Below are 15182 nucleotides of genomic sequence, written 5' to 3'. Positions count from 1 at the left end.
CTGCCGATAGAGTCAGTGAAGGTGCAAGCCTAAGGGCGGCTTTACAGCAAACTAAGTTGTTTCCGCCGATGATGCTGCACATGATTGCCAGCGGTGAAAAATCAGGTGAGTTAGAGCAAATGTTAGAGCGCGCGGCTAATAACCAAGACCGTGAGTTTGAAAGCATGGTAAACGTATCATTAAAATTATTAGAGCCAGCAATGATTGCCTCAATGGCGGTGATTGTTTTGTTTATAGTAATGGCTATTTTACAGCCAATAATGGCAATGAATAAAGCGGTAGGACTTTAAGCTTTAAGGGGTTAGCTAAGTTAGTATTTACTTAGATGACGCCAAATTAAATTATGTTTTTGGAAAATGAGGTATTTACGTGAATAAACAATCAGGTTTTTCTTTACTCGAAGTAATGGTGGTATTGGTTATTATCGGGATGATTATGTCAATTGTGGCGCCTAATATTATGGGCCAACAAGAAGAAGCTGCTATCGATAAAGCACATCTAGATATTCAACAGCTTGAAGATGCAATGAGCTTATACAAGCTTAAAAATAAAAGCTACCCAAGCACAGAGCAAGGCCTAGAAGCATTGGTCAATAAAACCAGCATTGAGCCAATTCCTAAGCGTTTCCCTGATGGTGGTTTTGTAAATGAATTACCAGAAGATCCATGGGGTAACCCGTATCAGCTAATTAGCCCAGGTGAAATTGGCAAGTTTGATATTTTTTCAATGGGACCTGATGGCGAAGCCGGTACCGATGATGATATTGGCAACTGGAACGAAGACGAGCAATAAATGCGACTTAACCCAGCAGTATGGTTAAATACGATTGCACGAGGCTTACTATGCAAGTAAGCCTTAATCGTATGCGCGCCCACCATCGTGGGTTTAGCTTAATAGAAATTTTAGTGGTACTTACTATTATCGCATTTGCGACCAAAATGGTGGTATACAGCTTAGAAGGCGGTGCCGAAGATGAGCTTGATACACAAGCGCTTAGGCTGCATACCACCATTAACATGGCCTCTGAATTTGCTATTTTAAATCAAATAGAACTTGGCTTAATGGTTGAGGAAAACACCCTTGAGTTTTTAGTATTTGATGGCGAAAAATGGATTACCTTTGACCGCGAAGACCTTTACAAGCCCATTGAGCTGGATGAACGGTTAAAACTCACGCTCAATTTAGAAGATTTAGCCTGGTCACAAGAGAACTTACTTGAGCAAGCAAATTGGCGTGAGCTAATGAGCGGCGGCGATGACGATAGCTTATTAGAGCTTGAAAAACTAAAAATACCGCAAGTCCTTATTTTATCATCTGGCGAGGTCAGCGCCTTTCAGCTTATTGTTGAATTAAAAGAGCAAAGCGAGCCTGTGTATTACATTGAAGGGGAATTTACAGCCCCTGTTAATTTGCGAAAAGAGCCATAATAATGAGGCTAAATAAAGGCTTTACCTTACTCGAAGTGCTTGTAGCGTTAAGTATTTGTGCTATGGCTGGGATTGCAGCTATGCAAGCAACCGGCGAGCATATAAATCATTTAACAACACTTGAAGAGCAAACGTATGCATCGTGGGTGGCAGAAAATGTGCTTGTGGTGCAGCGTAGTAAAGGTAAAGACTGGCAGGCTAAAAATGGCGCGCGCGGCAGCGAAGTAATGGCGGGCGTTGAGTGGTTTTGGAAGCAAGAAATAGCAAAAACTGCAGACAAAAGCTTTGTAAAAGTGACCATAAATGTTTTTAGCGACGAAAAATACGAGCAATCGGTGTACGAGCTTTCAACTTATTTAAATAAAGGCAGTTAATAAGTGAAGCAGCGCGGATTTACATTAATCGAAGTATTAGTTGCTATGGCTATTTTAGCGGTGGTGATTATGGCTACTCACCAAATTTTAGACTCAACCACTAAAGCAAAAGAAGCGTCTGATGAAAAAATAGCGGAGCTTAACGGCCTACAAACCGCATTTAGGTTAATGGACCAAGACTTTAGCCAAATGACTCAGCGCACTGTACGTAATGAAGCCGGTGATGCGCAAGAGCAATACTTACTAGCAGGGCGTTATATATTAGAAAGCCAATACGATGGTATTGCGTTTGTACGTGATGGCTGGGTTAACCCAATCAACTTGCTGCCTCGTTCTGAGTTACAAGCCGTAGGGTATAGAGTGCTTAATGACAATTTAGAGCGTGTATACAGAGTGTATGTAGATCAGCTTGATAATATGGAGCCGCGGGTACAAGTTGTTTTAAAAGGTATTGAAGAACTTAAATTTGAATTTTTAGATGCCAACAACGAGTGGCAAGAGCAATGGCAAATAAAAGCCTTACCTAAAGCGGTTGCGGTTACTTTACAACAAATTGAGGCAGAGCCTATTCGTCGTGTTTTTTTAGTACCCGGGCAGGGCAAAAACAGCGGGGAGAGTAATTAATGAATAAGCGCGAATCACGCGGTGCCGCATTAGTTATTGTGCTGTTTATTGTTGCACTGGCCGCGATATTAGCCGTAGAAATGAGTGCTAATTTAATGGTGCAGGTTCAAAAAAGCACTAACCTGCAAGGTCACCAACAAGCAAAGTGGTATGCCTACGGCGGTGAAGAGCTGGCAATAAAGGCACTAAAGTTAAGTAAAGACGATGATCCTGACAAAACCTCGTTAGATCAGGTTTGGGCCACGCAAGGCGACACCCAATACCCTGTAGATAACGGTACTCTAAGCGGTAAAATTACTGACTTACAGGCGTGTTTAAATTTAAATGCATTAGGGGAAGCGCCAGACTCAAACTCTACCAGCAAAACCAACCCTGCTCATAAAGCACTCTTTGCATTATTAGAAAACATTGAAGATTTACCTGCCGAGGAAAGCGAAGAAGCAATGGCAGACAGTGTATTTGACTGGCTTGATGAAAACAGCATTACCTATCGCTCAGGCGCTGAAGAAGACGAGTATTTATCGCGTGATTACCCTTATATGAGCGCAAATAGTTTATTTGCATCACCTTCTGAGCTGCGTTTGGTAAAAGGTTTTAATCCGCTAGTAATGGAAAAGGTATTACCTTTTGTGTGTGTTATTCCGGGGTCTCCCTTATTATCGATTAACGTCAATACGTTACTTCCCGAACAAGCACTTATTTTAAGTGCCATGATTGACGAATTATCGTTATCGGGCGCAGAGGCTGTTATAGCAGCTCGCCCTGAAACCGGATTTGATAGCGTGGATGAATTTTTTTCCGAGGTACAGCAGCAAGGCGGTACAAATTTAGATTCGGTTAAAGAACTATTTAGTATTAACAGCGAATATTTTAAATTACAAACGCAGGCGACATTTGTCGATTTGCGTTTTTCGATGACCACATTACTTCATGCCAAAAATGGCGAAGTAACGATACTGGCGCGAAAATTTGGAGGCGTACAGTGACAGAAATACTGCTGATCCGCACGGGTCAAACAGAGCAAGATAAATTAAATTGGTTAATTTATTCACCACAAGAACAAGAAATAATTGCCAGTGGGGAATTAACCGATGCAAGCCGTTTAAGTGAGCTAAGTGAAAAAGCGCAAACCCGCGAGGTAGTGGTATTACTGCCTAGCGATCAGGTGCAGCTTAAAACAGTGGCGTTGCCGACTAAGTGGAATCGCAAGTTAGAGCAAGCGTTGCCGTACATGCTTGAAGAAGATATTGCGTGCGATATAGACGAGCTATTTGTCGCAATTGGCGAGCCCACTATGATTAATGAGCAGCATGCAATTAAAGTTGCCTTAACAGACCGCGAGTGGTTTGAGGCTTGGCTTGCTTTATTTTCAGAGCATAACTTGGCGGTATACACCATTTTACCTGATGCCCTGCTACTGCCTACAGCCGACGATGATACATTAACCGCCATAGAGCTTAATAATCAGTGGTTATTTAAAAGAGGCGATTGGCATATTAGTGCCGTTGAGAATAGCTGGCTAAGGGATTACTTAAGTGCACTTGGCGAGCCGAGCGTAAAGCACTATAGCCCGGCTAATCAGTTTCCTGAATGTATTAACCTAATTTCGCAAGCAAGCGACTACGATTTACCATTGGCTTTATTTGCTAAACAACTTACCAGCGTTAAATTTAATTTACGCCAAGGTATGTACCAGCTTAAAAAGAAAAGTGCACTGTGGTGGGGTTATTGGAAGGGCGCAGCCATTATTACCGGTGTTGCTTTATTTGCTACCATTGCAATAAAGCTTGTTGAACTAAATCAACTTAACTCGCGTGTTGAGCTTGCTAAAGCCCAGGTAGTGGATAGATACCAAAAAGCATTTCCCGGAACTAAAGTACGTCCTAACTTAATTAAAAGCCAAATCAGGGGCGCGCTTAAAACCATTAATGGCGAAAGTGAAGCCGGGTTTTTAGATTTGACCAGCCAATTGGTTGGCGTGTTTTCGCAAGTAAGCGAATTTACGCCAGAAACCCTACGTTACGATAAACGCCGTAATGAGCTGCGAATACGCGCACGCGCAAAAGACTTTCAAACGTTTGGTAAAGTAAAAAGTATACTTGAGCAACAAGGGTTAACGGTTGAACAAGGGTCGTTAAATAACGATGGCGATTTTGTAGTAGGCGAGATTAAACTGCGAGGTGCAGTATGAAAAAGCAAATAATGCAATACTGGCGCTCTTTAAAAGAGCAGGAGCAGCAATTGATTATGGTTGCTGGTGGTATATTTGTTATTTTTGTTTTAGTAATGGGGATTTTTAGACCTTTAAATAACGCCATAGATAAAGCTAAAAAGTCGTACGTCACTCAGCAAGAGCTGCTCGTATGGGTTGATGAAAGCATAGTAAAGTTAAAAGCGGCGGGTAACACGCAGGCAATTAGCAATCAAAATATTAGCCAAGTGGTTAATTCAACGCGTAGTCGCTATCGTATTACTATTAGTAAAATGCAGCCTAACGATAACTCGTTACGTTTAACGCTTGATTCGGTAGAGTTTAATCAATTAATAGAATGGTTAGACGAACTGGTTAATCAGCATGGCTTAAGAGTAGAGAACCTTGATTTAAGCAAAGATGATAAATCAGGGTTTGTACGTGTAAGCCGCTTAGTACTAGAGAAGTAATTAATGAAAAAAATAATAATATTATCAGTGGTATTTTTTATTAGTTTTATTGTGTTTTGCATAATGAAATTACCAGCGGCCATTGCGTTAGACCTAGCTAAGCCGTACTTACCAAAGCAGCTTGAAATAGGGCAAACCGTAGGGAGTGTATGGCAAGGTCAAATGATGCAAGTGCGCTATCAAGACGAGCAGCTAAATAATGTACGCTGGGATATTGCTGGCTGGCAGTTATTTACGGGTAATTTAAATGCTAACTTAAAATTTGGTAATCCGCGTGAGCGTAGCGATATTTCGGGCTATGCTGATGTGAATTACGGATTATTTAATAATGTGGTTAAAGTTACCGATGGTATAATTCGCTCTACCGTAGAGCGTGCCATGCAACGTATTGCACTACCTATACCAGCTACGGCTAAAGGCCGAGTCATTTTAGAGCTTAACGAGTACACCTCGGGTGCGCCTTATTGTGAGTCATTAAAAGGCGAGATTGCTAGCCCAAATATAGATGTTAAAGGCTTTAATGGCTGGTTTAACATAGGCCCACTGAGTGGCATGTTAAGCTGTAAGTCGGGCGATATAGCTATTTTGGTCGACCCAGATAACACGTTAGGTCTTGAAGCCGACGCAACACTTAAAGCTAACTTTGACTTTAAAGTAGCAGGCTATGTTAAACCTGATGCCAGCTTACCAAAAGATGTACACGACGCGGTTAAGTTTTTAGGCCGCCCCGATACACAGGGCCGCTACCCACTAAATTTTTAATGTAACAAAAGAGATTTAATGCAATTACCACAGTTTAACGAGCAACACGCACAGCAATTAAGTGCATTTTTAAGTACTCAACCTCAGGCTATGTCATTAACACAAAGCCAAGGCTATCTATTTGGGGTTATTTGTTCGCCAAGCCCATTAGAAGTTCACCAGTGGTTAGCGCATATTGTGCCTAATACGGCTAACGATTTAGACGAAGAAATACTGTTTTTATTTATGGCGTTATACCATCAAATTAGTGAGCAAGTATTTGAAACCGGTTACAAGTTACCCGCCAATTTTGACCTAGACTATACCCAAGCGTGGAGTGAAGGTTTTTTACGTGCTACTCAAGAATACGCACAACCTCTATTAACAGCTCCCGCTTTAGAGCCTCAGTACAAAGAAGCACTAGAGAGTGCGTTAAGTACGCTTAGCTTTTTTGCTGTTGATGAGCAAACAAGAGTGAAAATTGCGCAGCAAAATAGCATGACACTCGAAGCTTTATATCAGTATCAGTACGAATCAATGGGCGACTTTGCATTAGGTTTTGCCGAGCTTATTGAAGTGGTAGCCATAAACAGTGGGCTGATTACAGATGAAGGGTGGGAAGAGTAGCCTTTAGGTGTATTAAACGGCGCTTAGAATAATTAAGCGCCAAGTTCTAAAATAATATCAGTGCAGCCTTTTTTACACTTAACAACGCCTTTACCCGGCTCGCTGGTGGCTAAATCGAGTGTTAACACCTCGCCGCACTGCTCACAATGCAAGGTTTTTCCTTGCGATAGCTTTTTAAGTATTGTGCGCTGTTTATGAAAAGAGTCACTCGCTTTTTTGTTTAACTGCGAAAAATCCACTACTTAGCTCTCTTTTGTTCTAATGCATCCGATACAATTTTACACACTGTATTTAAACGCTCTTCGTAAAAATATAAATTTAGGTCGCGCTCGCGGCAATAACGTAAATGAAATAACTGCACTGAATCATCAGTGGTAAAGGTTTTTTCAATATATTCGTGCTCAGACTCAGAGAGCTTTAACGCACTGCTAATACGGTTTTTAGCCATATTGGCTGCTGGGCTACGGTTTATTTTGCTCGCATCACTTAAAAAACCCACACCTTCACCTAATAGCTTTTCGCGGGGCTCTTTAACTAATGGGTGATCAATAGTAAAAAACGCAAGGATCAGAATGACCAATATAATAAACTTTTTCATGAATGCGTAAACCTTGATCTTAATGGGGTAAATTTAGCAAGCAGTGTAATAAACTGCATTTTAAAAGCAAGTAACTGAGATGAATAAATTATTAGCAATCTATACCTGTAATTTTAGCCAGTATTGTTATAATAGCCAACAGCAGTTAGATATTTCTGAAATATCTGAAAGTATTCAAACAGCTGATTATTTAAACTAATCACACTTACCATTAACGAACTACAGTTACAGTATAGAATACGCACATATTGCTACGTTTTTATTTCCAAGCGGCGTTGAGGAACTTCGATGGACAAGCAAATTAAAGTAAAGAATATACCTGCAGAGGTTAAAATCCAACAACCGGATTTAAGCCGTCAAGACGACAGGTTTAACCCACGTAACCGAATTTATGTTCGCGCAGTAAAAGGGCTTCATCAGTTACTTAGACAGCGTATAGGCTTTTTAGGCATGCTTGCCTTTATGCTTTTGCCTTGGATAAATTTTAATGGCCAGCAAGCTGTGTTATTTGATTTAGTTGGCCAAAAGTACAATATTTTTGGGCTAACGCTGTGGCCGCAAGATTTCACTATATTAGCCTTTATATTTATGTTGGCCGCGTTTGCACTCTTTTTGGTTACTACCTTTTATGGCCGAGTATGGTGTGGCTATACCTGCCCGCAAACTGTATGGACCTTTATATTTATTTGGTTTGAAGAAAAGTTTGAAGGCACAGCGAATCAGCGTAAAAAGCTAGATCAACGCCCGATGGACTTTGATAAGTTTTGGCGAAAAACAGCAAAGCACACCAGTTGGGTTTTATTTGCCCTATATACGGCGATTTCGTTTGTCGGATACTTTACGCCTATCCGTGAATTACTCCCTGACTTTGTTACCTTTAATGTAGGTGGTTACGCGCTGGTAAGTATTATTTTCTTTGCTGCTTGTACTTATGCTAACGCAGGGTGGATGCGTGAAATTATGTGTTTACACATTTGCCCCTATTCACGTTTTCAATCAGCTATGTTTGATAAAGACACTTACACCGTAACGTACGATGAAAAACGCGGCGAAAGCCGGGGCCCACGTTCGCGTAAAATTGCCCACGAAGATTTAGATATGGGCGATTGCATAGACTGTAACTTGTGTGTACAGGTGTGCCCTACAGGGATAGATATTCGTAATGGTTTGCAAGCCGAGTGTATAAACTGTGGCGCATGTATTGATGCCTGCGATGGTGTAATGGATAAAATGGATTATCCGCGGGGTCTTATTTCTTACACTACTGAGCGTAATCTCGAAACACCTGAAAATAAAACCAACCCACTGCGAGCTAAAATCATAGGTTACACGGTCATACTGGTGGTGCTTACCAGTGCGCTGGTGGCTAACATTGCATTTAGAAAGCCTATGGACTTTGACATAATACGAGACCGTAACCAACTGTATCGTGTTGACTTTAATGGCTTGGTAGAAAACACCTATACATTAAAAGTAATCAACAAGGCGCAGTACGAGCAAACCTTTAATATTGATGTTCAAGGCCTTGAAAACTTTAAGTACATTGGCAAGCAAACATTTACAGTGCAAGCAGGGCAATCGCATAATGTGCCACTGTCACTTGTGATGGACCCGTATGATTTAAAAGCGCCAATGACGGAGTTTAACTTTGTACTTTCACCGGTTAATGACCCCGATGAAAGCATATCGCAACCGAGTAACTTTTTTAAAGCGCGATAAACACACTAACAAAAGCGGGGTAACCCGCTTTTTACATTAAGAAGCCCATGAGTAAATTTAGTTTTGAAGATTTAACGCCCGACTTAATTCTCGATGCAATAGAAAGCGTTGGTATATATGCAGAGTCAGGTTTATTAGCACTTAATAGCTACGAAAACAGAGTCTACCAATTTAAGGCGGAAGATGGCCTGCGCTACGTTGTTAAGTTTTACCGACCAGAGCGCTGGAGCAAAGCGCAAATACAAGAAGAGCACGACTTTGCATTTGAATTAGCTGAGGCCGAAGTACCCGTTGTTGCACCCATTAAGCACAACGGAGAAAGCTTATTTGAGCACCAAGGTTATGTATTTGTGTTATTTCCAAGTGTAGGCGGGCGACAGTTTGAAGTTGATAACCTGGATCAGCTTGATGTAATGGGTCGTTTAATTGGCCGTATGCATCAGGTGGCTAAAAGCAAAGCATTTGAGCACAGACCTACCTTTAGCTGCGAAGAATATTTGCATACAGCTAAAGTTCATCTGCAAAAAAGTAATTTGGTACCTATGGGGATCAGCACGGCTTTTTACACCATATTGGACTTGGTTATTGAGCAAGCGCAAACACAGTATAAAAATGTGCAAGGGATCCGCTTACATGGTGATTGCCACGCAGGTAATATTTTGTGGGCAGGCGAAGCACTTATGTTTGTTGATTTAGATGACGCTCGGCAGGGGCCGGCCATTCAAGATTTATGGATGATGCTCAGTGGCGATCGTCAAACACAGCTGTTACAGTTAGACACCCTTGTAAATGCGTATGAAGAGTTTTGTGATTTTGACCACACTCAACTCAAATTAATTGAACCGCTTCGTGCAATGCGTATTATTCACTATATGGGTTGGGTAGCTAAACGATGGAGTGATCCTGCGTTCGTACGGAACTTTTCATGGTTTGCTGAAGACAAATACTGGGAGCAACAAATTTTAGCGCTTAAAGAGCAGTTTGCAGCACTGCAAGAAGCTCCGCTGAAGTTATTGCCATAAAATTTTATTTAAAAAGTACACGAGATACCAATGCTTAAAAAATTGAAACTGAGCCTACTACTTTTATGTTTACCATTTGCAGCCCTTGCTGCACAGTTTGAAGCCGATAACCAGTATACTGTTATTGATGTAGAAAAAAGCGCAGAGCCGCAAGTAACCGAATTTTTCTCGTTTTACTGTCCGCATTGTTTTAAATTTGAGCCTGTTGCAAAGGCAATTGAAAAAAGCCTACCTGAGGGCACTGAATTTATAAAAAATCACGTTAACTTTTTAGGCGGTGTATCACCACAGGCGCAAAGCAACTTAAGCTACGCCTACTTAATCGGTAAAAAGCACGGTCAAGCACAAAGTATCAGCGACCAAATTTTTAAAAGTATTCATGTACAGCGCGCACCTTTAACGCAAATGAAAGATGTTAAAAAGTTGCTTGAAGTTAACGGTATCGATAGTGCCACGTTTGATCAAGACATTGCCAGCATGCCAATTATTTCAGCTGAGCGTGCAATGCAAGATAAACAAAACAAATATTCAAAACTAGGTGCGCTAACTGGTGTGCCTACCTTTATCGTAAACGATAAATATAAAATAAACATTAACACCATTAATAACCAGCAAGAACTTAATGAGTTAGTTGCTTTTTTACTAACACTTTAATCTCGGAGAACAATAACAATGATCAAATTAGTTAAAGCAGGTTTACTTGCATTACTACTGCCTATGGCTGCGAGCAGTGTAGCCGCCACTTATGAAGAAGGCGTACATTACGATGTCGTGGCAGAGCGCGCGACTAAAAAGCCAGAAGTAAAAGAGTTTTTCTCATTTTATTGCCCTGCTTGTAATAACATGGAAGCGTTAATTGGTGAGTTTAAGCCAAAGCTAGACAAAGACGTTAAATTTAAAAAGAGTCACGTTGATTTTGTCGGTGTTCGCGATCCAGAAAACCAACAAATGATGAGCCAAGCGCTGGCCACTGCGGAAGTACTTCCACAAAAAGATAAAATTGTTGCGGCTATTTTTAATCACATTCACACTAAGCGCGCTAAATTTAACGAGCTTGCAGATGTAAAAGATGTATTTGTAGCGCAGGGTGTTGATGGCGATAAGTTTGATAAACTATACAAAAGCTTCTCGGTACGTACATTAAGCTCTAAAATGAAGCGTGACCAAAATTACTTTAAAGAAAAAGGCGCGCTACGTGGCGTACCAACCTTTATCGTAAATGGTAAATACAAATTAAATCTAGGCCGTGAGTCTGGTATTACCGCGCCAGAAGATATTAGTAAATTAATTAACTATTTAGCGAACAAGTAAGGTTTGCTAAAACAAAAAAAGCTCCGTAAGGAGCTTTTTTTATGGAAGTGATTTAAATTTAACTCACTATTTTCTTTGTAAGAAAACACCCGATTCTATGTGATGCGTATAAGGGAACTGATCAAATATCGCAAAGCGCTTAACATTATGAGTACGGGTTAAGTGATCTAAATCGCGCTCGAGCGTTTCTGGGTTGCACGATATATAAATAATGTTCTCGTAGTTGGCCACTAAGTCACAGGTAAGGGTATCCATACCTGCGCGTGGAGGGTCGACTAAAATAGTTTGGCAATCGTAACTTTTTAAATCTATCCCCTCTAAACGCGAAAAGGTACGTTCGCCATTCATTGCCTGGGTAAACTCTTCACTCGACATACGAATTATATCTAAGTTATCTACCTTATTTTTAGCAATGTTGTATTGCGCTGAATGCACAGAAGACTTAGATATTTCAGTAGCCAATACGCGATTAAACGAACCCGCCAATGCAATAGAGAAATTACCATTACCACAGTAAAGCTCCAGCAGGTCATTACTCAGTGGTTTACATAGGTCTTGTGCCCACTCCAGCATTTTTATATTCACTTTAGTATTAGGTTGCGTAAAGCTATTTTCTACTTGTTGATAAATAAGCTCCTGGCCGTTTACGGTTAAACGCTCAGTAACAAAATCATTGCCTAGTACTTCTTTTTGTTTGCGCGCACGACCAATAAAGTCAATATTGTATTTACTGCACAGTTTTTCTTTCAGGGCTTTTATTTCAGTTAGCCACTGATCATCGAGTGGCTTGTGATAAAGCAAGCTTACTAAAATCTCGCCACTTAATGACGATAAATAATCGATTTGAAACAGCTTACGACGTAATACTTCACACGACTTTAAATTATCAATCATCACCTGCATTACTTCACCAACTAAGGGCGCGGCAGGGTCAAAGGTGTCGACGCGAATTTTTTCTTTCGTGGCCTGATCAAACATAATATGAAATAGATCATCCCCATCGTGCCATACTCTAAATTCAGCACGTTGGCGGTAGTTAATTGGCTCTGAGCTAAACACCTCTAACGCTTGCACACCAAATCGCTTAAATTGCGACGTAATACGCTGCTCTTTTTCATTTAGCTGCGTATCGTACTGTGTGGTATCTATTTTAATCACTGCCATTAATGCTACTACCTTATCTATGAGATCTATTTATCGGCGCTATTGTAGGGAGCGAGCAGTATTTGTCTAGTTTTGCTGATAATAAAGTTGCTGTTTTTTTAAACATGCACTTTAGTTTTGTCACTATTAGCCGATAATAAGCTAAGTACGTAACGGAGGTGGATCATGAAAATCGGTAATTATGGCTATACGCCAAACAACAACGTAAACAAATTCAATAATAAAGAGGCGCTACAGCAGCCAACAATCCAATCTCCGCAAGAAAGTTCATTACAGCGAGGCAGAGAACTTGCTGCAAAAGTGCTTGGCGACAAAATGGCAGAGCAACTAGGTTTACCTGTTGAGCAAAAACAAGCCGATAAACCTTTATTCGATTTTGATGAAATAGTAAAAAATGTACTCGACTTCGTATCTGGCGCAGTTAATAAAGCCAAAGCCAATGGTGCCGATGACGATAAATTAAAAAATATGTTAGATGATGCGCGCACAGGTGTTCAAACCGGCATAGACGAAGCGGTTGATGAACTAAAAGGCACCGGTGTATTTAACGAAGAAATGCAAGAGGGCATCGACAAGTCAAAAGAAGGCATTTTTGAGGGGCTTGATGAGTTTGAGCAAACCCTGTTTAACCCACAAGCGGCCAGTGTTAGCGTAAGCCAAGCACAATATGTAAGTATGAGCAGCAATGCCGAGTATAAGTTTACAACGGCCGAAGGTGATGAGGTCAGTATTAGCTTTGCTGATGCATATGAGTCTCAAACAGCGAGCGGGTATCAACAAAGCAATAACAGCGAATCGTTTGCCAGCTCATCGTCGCAATCTCGAGAGCTGTCTTTTTCAATGTCAGTTAATGGTGATTTAAACGAACAAGAGCAAGATGCTATTAATGCCATGATGGAAGAGCTACAAGGTGTAAGTAAAACATTCTTTAGTGGTGATTTGGATGAAGCATTTGAAAAAGCACAAGAGCTGAGCTTAGGCAGTGAGCAACTTGTTGCATTTTCAATGGACCTTCGTCAAACAAAAACAGTCGCTACCGTTAAAAGTTATGAGCAATATCAGCCAAACCCAACAAAAGAGGTAGCCGATGCGATCGCACCTTTTAATGACGATCTAAAAAATGCATTTGATAAAGCATCGCAACTAGGCCTACAAGATCAGCTTGCCGGTATTATAGAGTGGCTAAACCAAGATCAAGCAGCGGTCGATCAGCTAGTTGATTACACACAGGCAATGTTTGAAAACCTAAACCAATTAAATTCAGCGGGCGATGCACTCGACGCGCTAAAGTCTGAGCAAAGCTAAACTACTTTCTTTTATAAATACCTCATGGCAAACTGCCGTTCTTAATAAACAGTAGGAACCAAAGTTTGTCAGCCCACATAATGGTATTTGATTCAGGTATAGGTGGCACCACCGTGCTTGAGCATATTCAAAAGCGTATTCCAGATGCACAGTACAGCTACTTTATGGATAATGCGTTACTCCCTTATGGCGCGCAAACCCAGCAAACTATTATAGGGCGTTTATGCTCACTCATTTATTTTATTGAGCAAAACGCGCTTAATGTCGACCTTATTGTTATAGCCTGCAATACAGCCTCTACATCAGCCTTAAGTGAAGTACGCAAAATTACATCAATACCTATTGTAGGCGTAGTGCCAGCAATAAAGCCTGCTGCTGAAGTAACTAGCACAAAGCACATCGGCTTATTGGCAACCCCCGCCACAGTTGCAAGCCCCTATACTCATACATTAATAAAAGAGCATGCCAGCAACGTAACAGTGAGTTTATATAGCAGTGTTGAGCTGGTGGCATTGGCAGAGCAGTTATTTTTCACTCAGCAGCTAGATACACTCAAACTGCATAAAGAGCTTACGCGTTTGCGCATTAACTCAGATATAGATGTACTTGTACTAGGTTGCACACATTTCCCAATTCTTAGCGATGCTATACAAGCGTACTTTAATAACGCAGTGCAATTACTCGATTCAGGCGCGGCCATTGCTAGCAGAGTAAACTACCTACTAGAGCAGCATAACTTTGGAAATAAATTTACAGACAAAAAAAAGCCGCTGCAATATTACGCAACGGCTGATGTTTTGAGTAATAAGCTAGCTATAAAGCACGTTACACTGATTGATCCGTCTCAGTGCGTAAAGAGCTAGAATCATCTTCTTGTTTTTGTTTTGCCTCACGTACTTTTAAAGTACGCTGTTGAAACTCACTATCGTTTAACTTAGCAATTGCATTGTCTGCATCTGCCTGTGCCATTTCAACAAAACCAAAGCCACGACGTTTGCCAGTATTTTTATCCTTTAATAGGCGCACGTTGAAAACTTTACCTTGTTCTTCAAACAAAGCGCGAACAACACCTTCATTTGCACGATAAGGAAGATTACCAACATAAAGTGTTTTTGTTTTAACTTCAGCTTCTTCACCACCTTCCGATGATATTGCAGCAATAGCAATCCCACCAATTAATAAACCAGCACCAAATAGCAATGCTGGGCTTAAAGCTAAGCTGCCTAAAGCAAACTCAACAATAACAAAACCAACTACAGCAAGAATAACAGAGAAGATAAAAGATTTTTGATCGGGTAATTTCATTTTAGATCTACCAATAAACAGGAAATAAACATTAATTTAACATTGTGAACTTGCTATCTTAACGTCTTAAACGAACATAGCAATGAAATTTATATTAAATAATAAAAATCAGTATAAAAAAGCATCATCTTAGCCAGTGATTTAGCTAGTTTTATGCTGTTTTGCTCTATTTTTGTTCGAACAGTAAAAAGATCTAAAAAAAGGGTTGATCTGTTTTCGGATCTCCCTATAATGCGACCCCACTGAGACGGGGAACGCCAACGCATAGCGAGGCACGAGCTGCTCACAGAGTTAAGTAAAACTT

The 15182-nt window shown here is 40.6% G+C and carries 20 protein-coding genes; 16 read left to right on the top strand and 4 right to left on the bottom strand.

All coding sequences use genetic code 11. The features are described from left to right. The 10 genes from L650_RS0112345 to L650_RS0112300 form a co-directional block, all read left to right on the top strand. Positions 1–290, top strand: a 290-nt coding sequence (locus tag L650_RS0112345; RefSeq protein WP_029773314.1) for a type II secretion system F family protein, incomplete at its 5' end; no start/stop codon positions are given. Between the two features lie 79 nt (positions 291–369). Then, positions 370–792 carry a type II secretion system major pseudopilin GspG gene (gspG, locus tag L650_RS0112340; RefSeq protein ID WP_004588447.1) on the top strand — a complete coding sequence of 141 codons (423 nt, stop codon included), beginning with the start codon at positions 370–372 and terminating at the stop codon, positions 790–792. Between the two features lie 50 nt (positions 793–842). Further along, on the top strand, positions 843–1427 hold the full coding sequence (gspH, locus tag L650_RS0112335) for a type II secretion system minor pseudopilin GspH (RefSeq protein WP_004588446.1): 585 nt from the start codon (positions 843–845) through the stop codon (positions 1425–1427). A gap of 2 nt (positions 1428–1429) precedes the next feature. Next, a complete protein-coding gene (gene gspI, locus L650_RS0112330) occupies positions 1430–1801 on the top strand; it encodes a type II secretion system minor pseudopilin GspI (protein WP_024032554.1) in 372 nt (123 codons plus the stop codon). A 3-nt stretch (positions 1802–1804) separates the two neighbouring features. Next, positions 1805–2425 carry a type II secretion system minor pseudopilin GspJ gene (gene gspJ, locus L650_RS0112325; RefSeq protein ID WP_029773313.1) on the top strand — a complete coding sequence of 207 codons (621 nt, stop codon included), beginning with the start codon at positions 1805–1807 and terminating at the stop codon, positions 2423–2425. Further along, positions 2425–3411, top strand: a complete 987-nt coding sequence (gene gspK / locus L650_RS0112320) for a type II secretion system minor pseudopilin GspK (RefSeq protein ID WP_029773312.1) — start codon at positions 2425–2427, stop codon at positions 3409–3411. Before gspJ ends, gspK begins: the two co-directional genes overlap by 1 nt. Beyond that, positions 3408–4616, top strand: coding sequence for a type II secretion system protein GspL (gene gspL / locus L650_RS0112315; protein ID WP_029773311.1), 1209 nt, complete (start codon positions 3408–3410; stop codon positions 4614–4616). Before gspK ends, gspL begins: the two co-directional genes overlap by 4 nt. Continuing rightward, the gene (gene gspM, locus L650_RS0112310) at positions 4613–5086 is read left to right on the top strand and encodes a type II secretion system protein GspM (protein WP_004588441.1); all 474 of its coding nucleotides are present in this window, start codon (positions 4613–4615) and stop codon (positions 5084–5086) included. The genes gspL and gspM overlap by 4 nt, the downstream gene beginning before the upstream one ends. Positions 5087–5089: 3 nt before the next feature. Next, positions 5090–5848, top strand: a complete 759-nt coding sequence (locus L650_RS0112305; protein WP_029773310.1) for a type II secretion system protein N — start codon at positions 5090–5092, stop codon at positions 5846–5848. Positions 5849–5866: 18 nt separating this feature from the next. Further along, a complete protein-coding gene (locus L650_RS0112300; RefSeq protein ID WP_029773309.1) occupies positions 5867–6454 on the top strand; it encodes a UPF0149 family protein in 588 nt (195 codons plus the stop codon). Between the two features lie 32 nt (positions 6455–6486). Here the strand turns inward: L650_RS0112300 and L650_RS0112295 are convergent, their stop codons facing one another. Together L650_RS0112295 and L650_RS0112290 are read right to left on the bottom strand one after the other, a co-directional pair. Next, the gene (locus L650_RS0112295; RefSeq protein ID WP_004588438.1) at positions 6487–6693 is read right to left on the bottom strand and encodes a hypothetical protein; all 207 of its coding nucleotides are present in this window, start codon (positions 6691–6693) and stop codon (positions 6487–6489) included. Beyond that, positions 6693–7052, bottom strand: a complete 360-nt coding sequence (locus tag L650_RS0112290; protein WP_004588437.1) for a hypothetical protein — start codon at positions 7050–7052, stop codon at positions 6693–6695. The genes L650_RS0112295 and L650_RS0112290 overlap by 1 nt, the downstream gene beginning before the upstream one ends. Positions 7053–7340: 288 nt before the next feature. Between L650_RS0112290 and ccoG the strand changes: the two genes are divergently transcribed. From ccoG to L650_RS0112265, 4 genes are read left to right on the top strand one after another with little or no spacing between them, the layout of a single operon-like run. Continuing rightward, positions 7341–8771: a cytochrome c oxidase accessory protein CcoG gene (gene ccoG / locus L650_RS0112280; RefSeq protein ID WP_029773308.1), complete on the top strand. Its 1431-nt coding sequence runs from the start codon at positions 7341–7343 to the stop codon at positions 8769–8771. A 47-nt stretch (positions 8772–8818) separates the two neighbouring features. Further along, positions 8819–9793 (top strand): serine/threonine protein kinase, encoded by a 975-nt coding sequence (locus L650_RS0112275; protein WP_029773307.1) that lies wholly within the window; start codon positions 8819–8821, stop codon positions 9791–9793. A 30-nt stretch (positions 9794–9823) separates the two neighbouring features. Then, positions 9824–10447: a thiol:disulfide interchange protein DsbA/DsbL gene (locus L650_RS0112270; RefSeq protein ID WP_024032543.1), complete on the top strand. Its 624-nt coding sequence runs from the start codon at positions 9824–9826 to the stop codon at positions 10445–10447. 18 nt (positions 10448–10465) lie between these two features. Further along, on the top strand, positions 10466–11104 hold the full coding sequence (locus tag L650_RS0112265) for a thiol:disulfide interchange protein DsbA/DsbL (RefSeq protein ID WP_004588433.1): 639 nt from the start codon (positions 10466–10468) through the stop codon (positions 11102–11104). Between the two features lie 66 nt (positions 11105–11170). Here the strand turns inward: L650_RS0112265 and trmA are convergent, their stop codons facing one another. Next, positions 11171–12268 carry a tRNA (uridine(54)-C5)-methyltransferase TrmA gene (gene trmA / locus L650_RS0112260; RefSeq protein ID WP_029773306.1) on the bottom strand — a complete coding sequence of 366 codons (1098 nt, stop codon included), beginning with the start codon at positions 12266–12268 and terminating at the stop codon, positions 11171–11173. A 165-nt stretch (positions 12269–12433) separates the two neighbouring features. Here trmA and L650_RS0112255 point away from each other — a divergent pair, with 165 nt between their 5' ends. Both L650_RS0112255 and murI read left to right on the top strand, forming a co-directional pair. Next, positions 12434–13573, top strand: a complete 1140-nt coding sequence (locus L650_RS0112255; protein ID WP_029773305.1) for a DUF5610 domain-containing protein — start codon at positions 12434–12436, stop codon at positions 13571–13573. Positions 13574–13638: 65 nt separating this feature from the next. After that, a complete protein-coding gene (gene murI, locus L650_RS0112250; protein ID WP_029773304.1) occupies positions 13639–14436 on the top strand; it encodes a glutamate racemase in 798 nt (265 codons plus the stop codon). On the opposite strand, the gene L650_RS0112245 is transcribed toward murI, so the two are convergent. Further along, positions 14399–14878, bottom strand: a complete 480-nt coding sequence (locus tag L650_RS0112245; protein ID WP_004588429.1) for an RNA recognition motif domain-containing protein — start codon at positions 14876–14878, stop codon at positions 14399–14401. The genes murI and L650_RS0112245 overlap by 38 nt on opposite strands. Positions 14879–15182: the final 304 nt, after the last annotated feature.

Source organism: Pseudoalteromonas sp. TB51, assembly GCF_000498055.1.
GTDB lineage: Bacteria > Pseudomonadota > Gammaproteobacteria > Enterobacterales > Alteromonadaceae > Pseudoalteromonas > Pseudoalteromonas atlantica.
This window is presented reverse-complemented; position numbering and strand designations above follow the sequence as displayed.

Bases quoted from the DNA above. Each gene is read 5' to 3' on its own strand.
- gspI (WP_024032554.1), top strand. From the start codon at position 1,430: ATGAGGCTAAATAAAGGCTTTACCTTACTCGAAGTGCTTGTAGCGTTA.
- ccoG (WP_029773308.1), top strand. From the start codon at position 7,341: ATGGACAAGCAAATTAAAGTAAAGAATATACCTGCAGAGGTTAAAATC.
- L650_RS0112290 (WP_004588437.1), bottom strand. From the start codon at position 7,052: ATGAAAAAGTTTATTATATTGGTCATTCTGATCCTTGCGTTTTTTACT.
- L650_RS0112265 (WP_004588433.1), top strand. From the start codon at position 10,466: ATGATCAAATTAGTTAAAGCAGGTTTACTTGCATTACTACTGCCTATG.
- L650_RS0112300 (WP_029773309.1), top strand. From the start codon at position 5,867: ATGCAATTACCACAGTTTAACGAGCAACACGCACAGCAATTAAGTGCA.
- L650_RS0112275 (WP_029773307.1), top strand. From the start codon at position 8,819: ATGAGTAAATTTAGTTTTGAAGATTTAACGCCCGACTTAATTCTCGAT.
- gspK (WP_029773312.1), top strand. From the start codon at position 2,425: ATGAATAAGCGCGAATCACGCGGTGCCGCATTAGTTATTGTGCTGTTT.
- trmA (WP_029773306.1), bottom strand. From the start codon at position 12,268: ATGGCAGTGATTAAAATAGATACCACACAGTACGATACGCAGCTAAAT.
- L650_RS0112255 (WP_029773305.1), top strand. From the start codon at position 12,434: ATGAAAATCGGTAATTATGGCTATACGCCAAACAACAACGTAAACAAA.
- L650_RS0112305 (WP_029773310.1), top strand. From the start codon at position 5,090: ATGAAAAAAATAATAATATTATCAGTGGTATTTTTTATTAGTTTTATT.
- gspH (WP_004588446.1), top strand. From the start codon at position 843: ATGCAAGTAAGCCTTAATCGTATGCGCGCCCACCATCGTGGGTTTAGC.
- L650_RS0112270 (WP_024032543.1), top strand. From the start codon at position 9,824: ATGCTTAAAAAATTGAAACTGAGCCTACTACTTTTATGTTTACCATTT.
- gspM (WP_004588441.1), top strand. From the start codon at position 4,613: ATGAAAAAGCAAATAATGCAATACTGGCGCTCTTTAAAAGAGCAGGAG.
- L650_RS0112245 (WP_004588429.1), bottom strand. From the start codon at position 14,878: ATGAAATTACCCGATCAAAAATCTTTTATCTTCTCTGTTATTCTTGCT.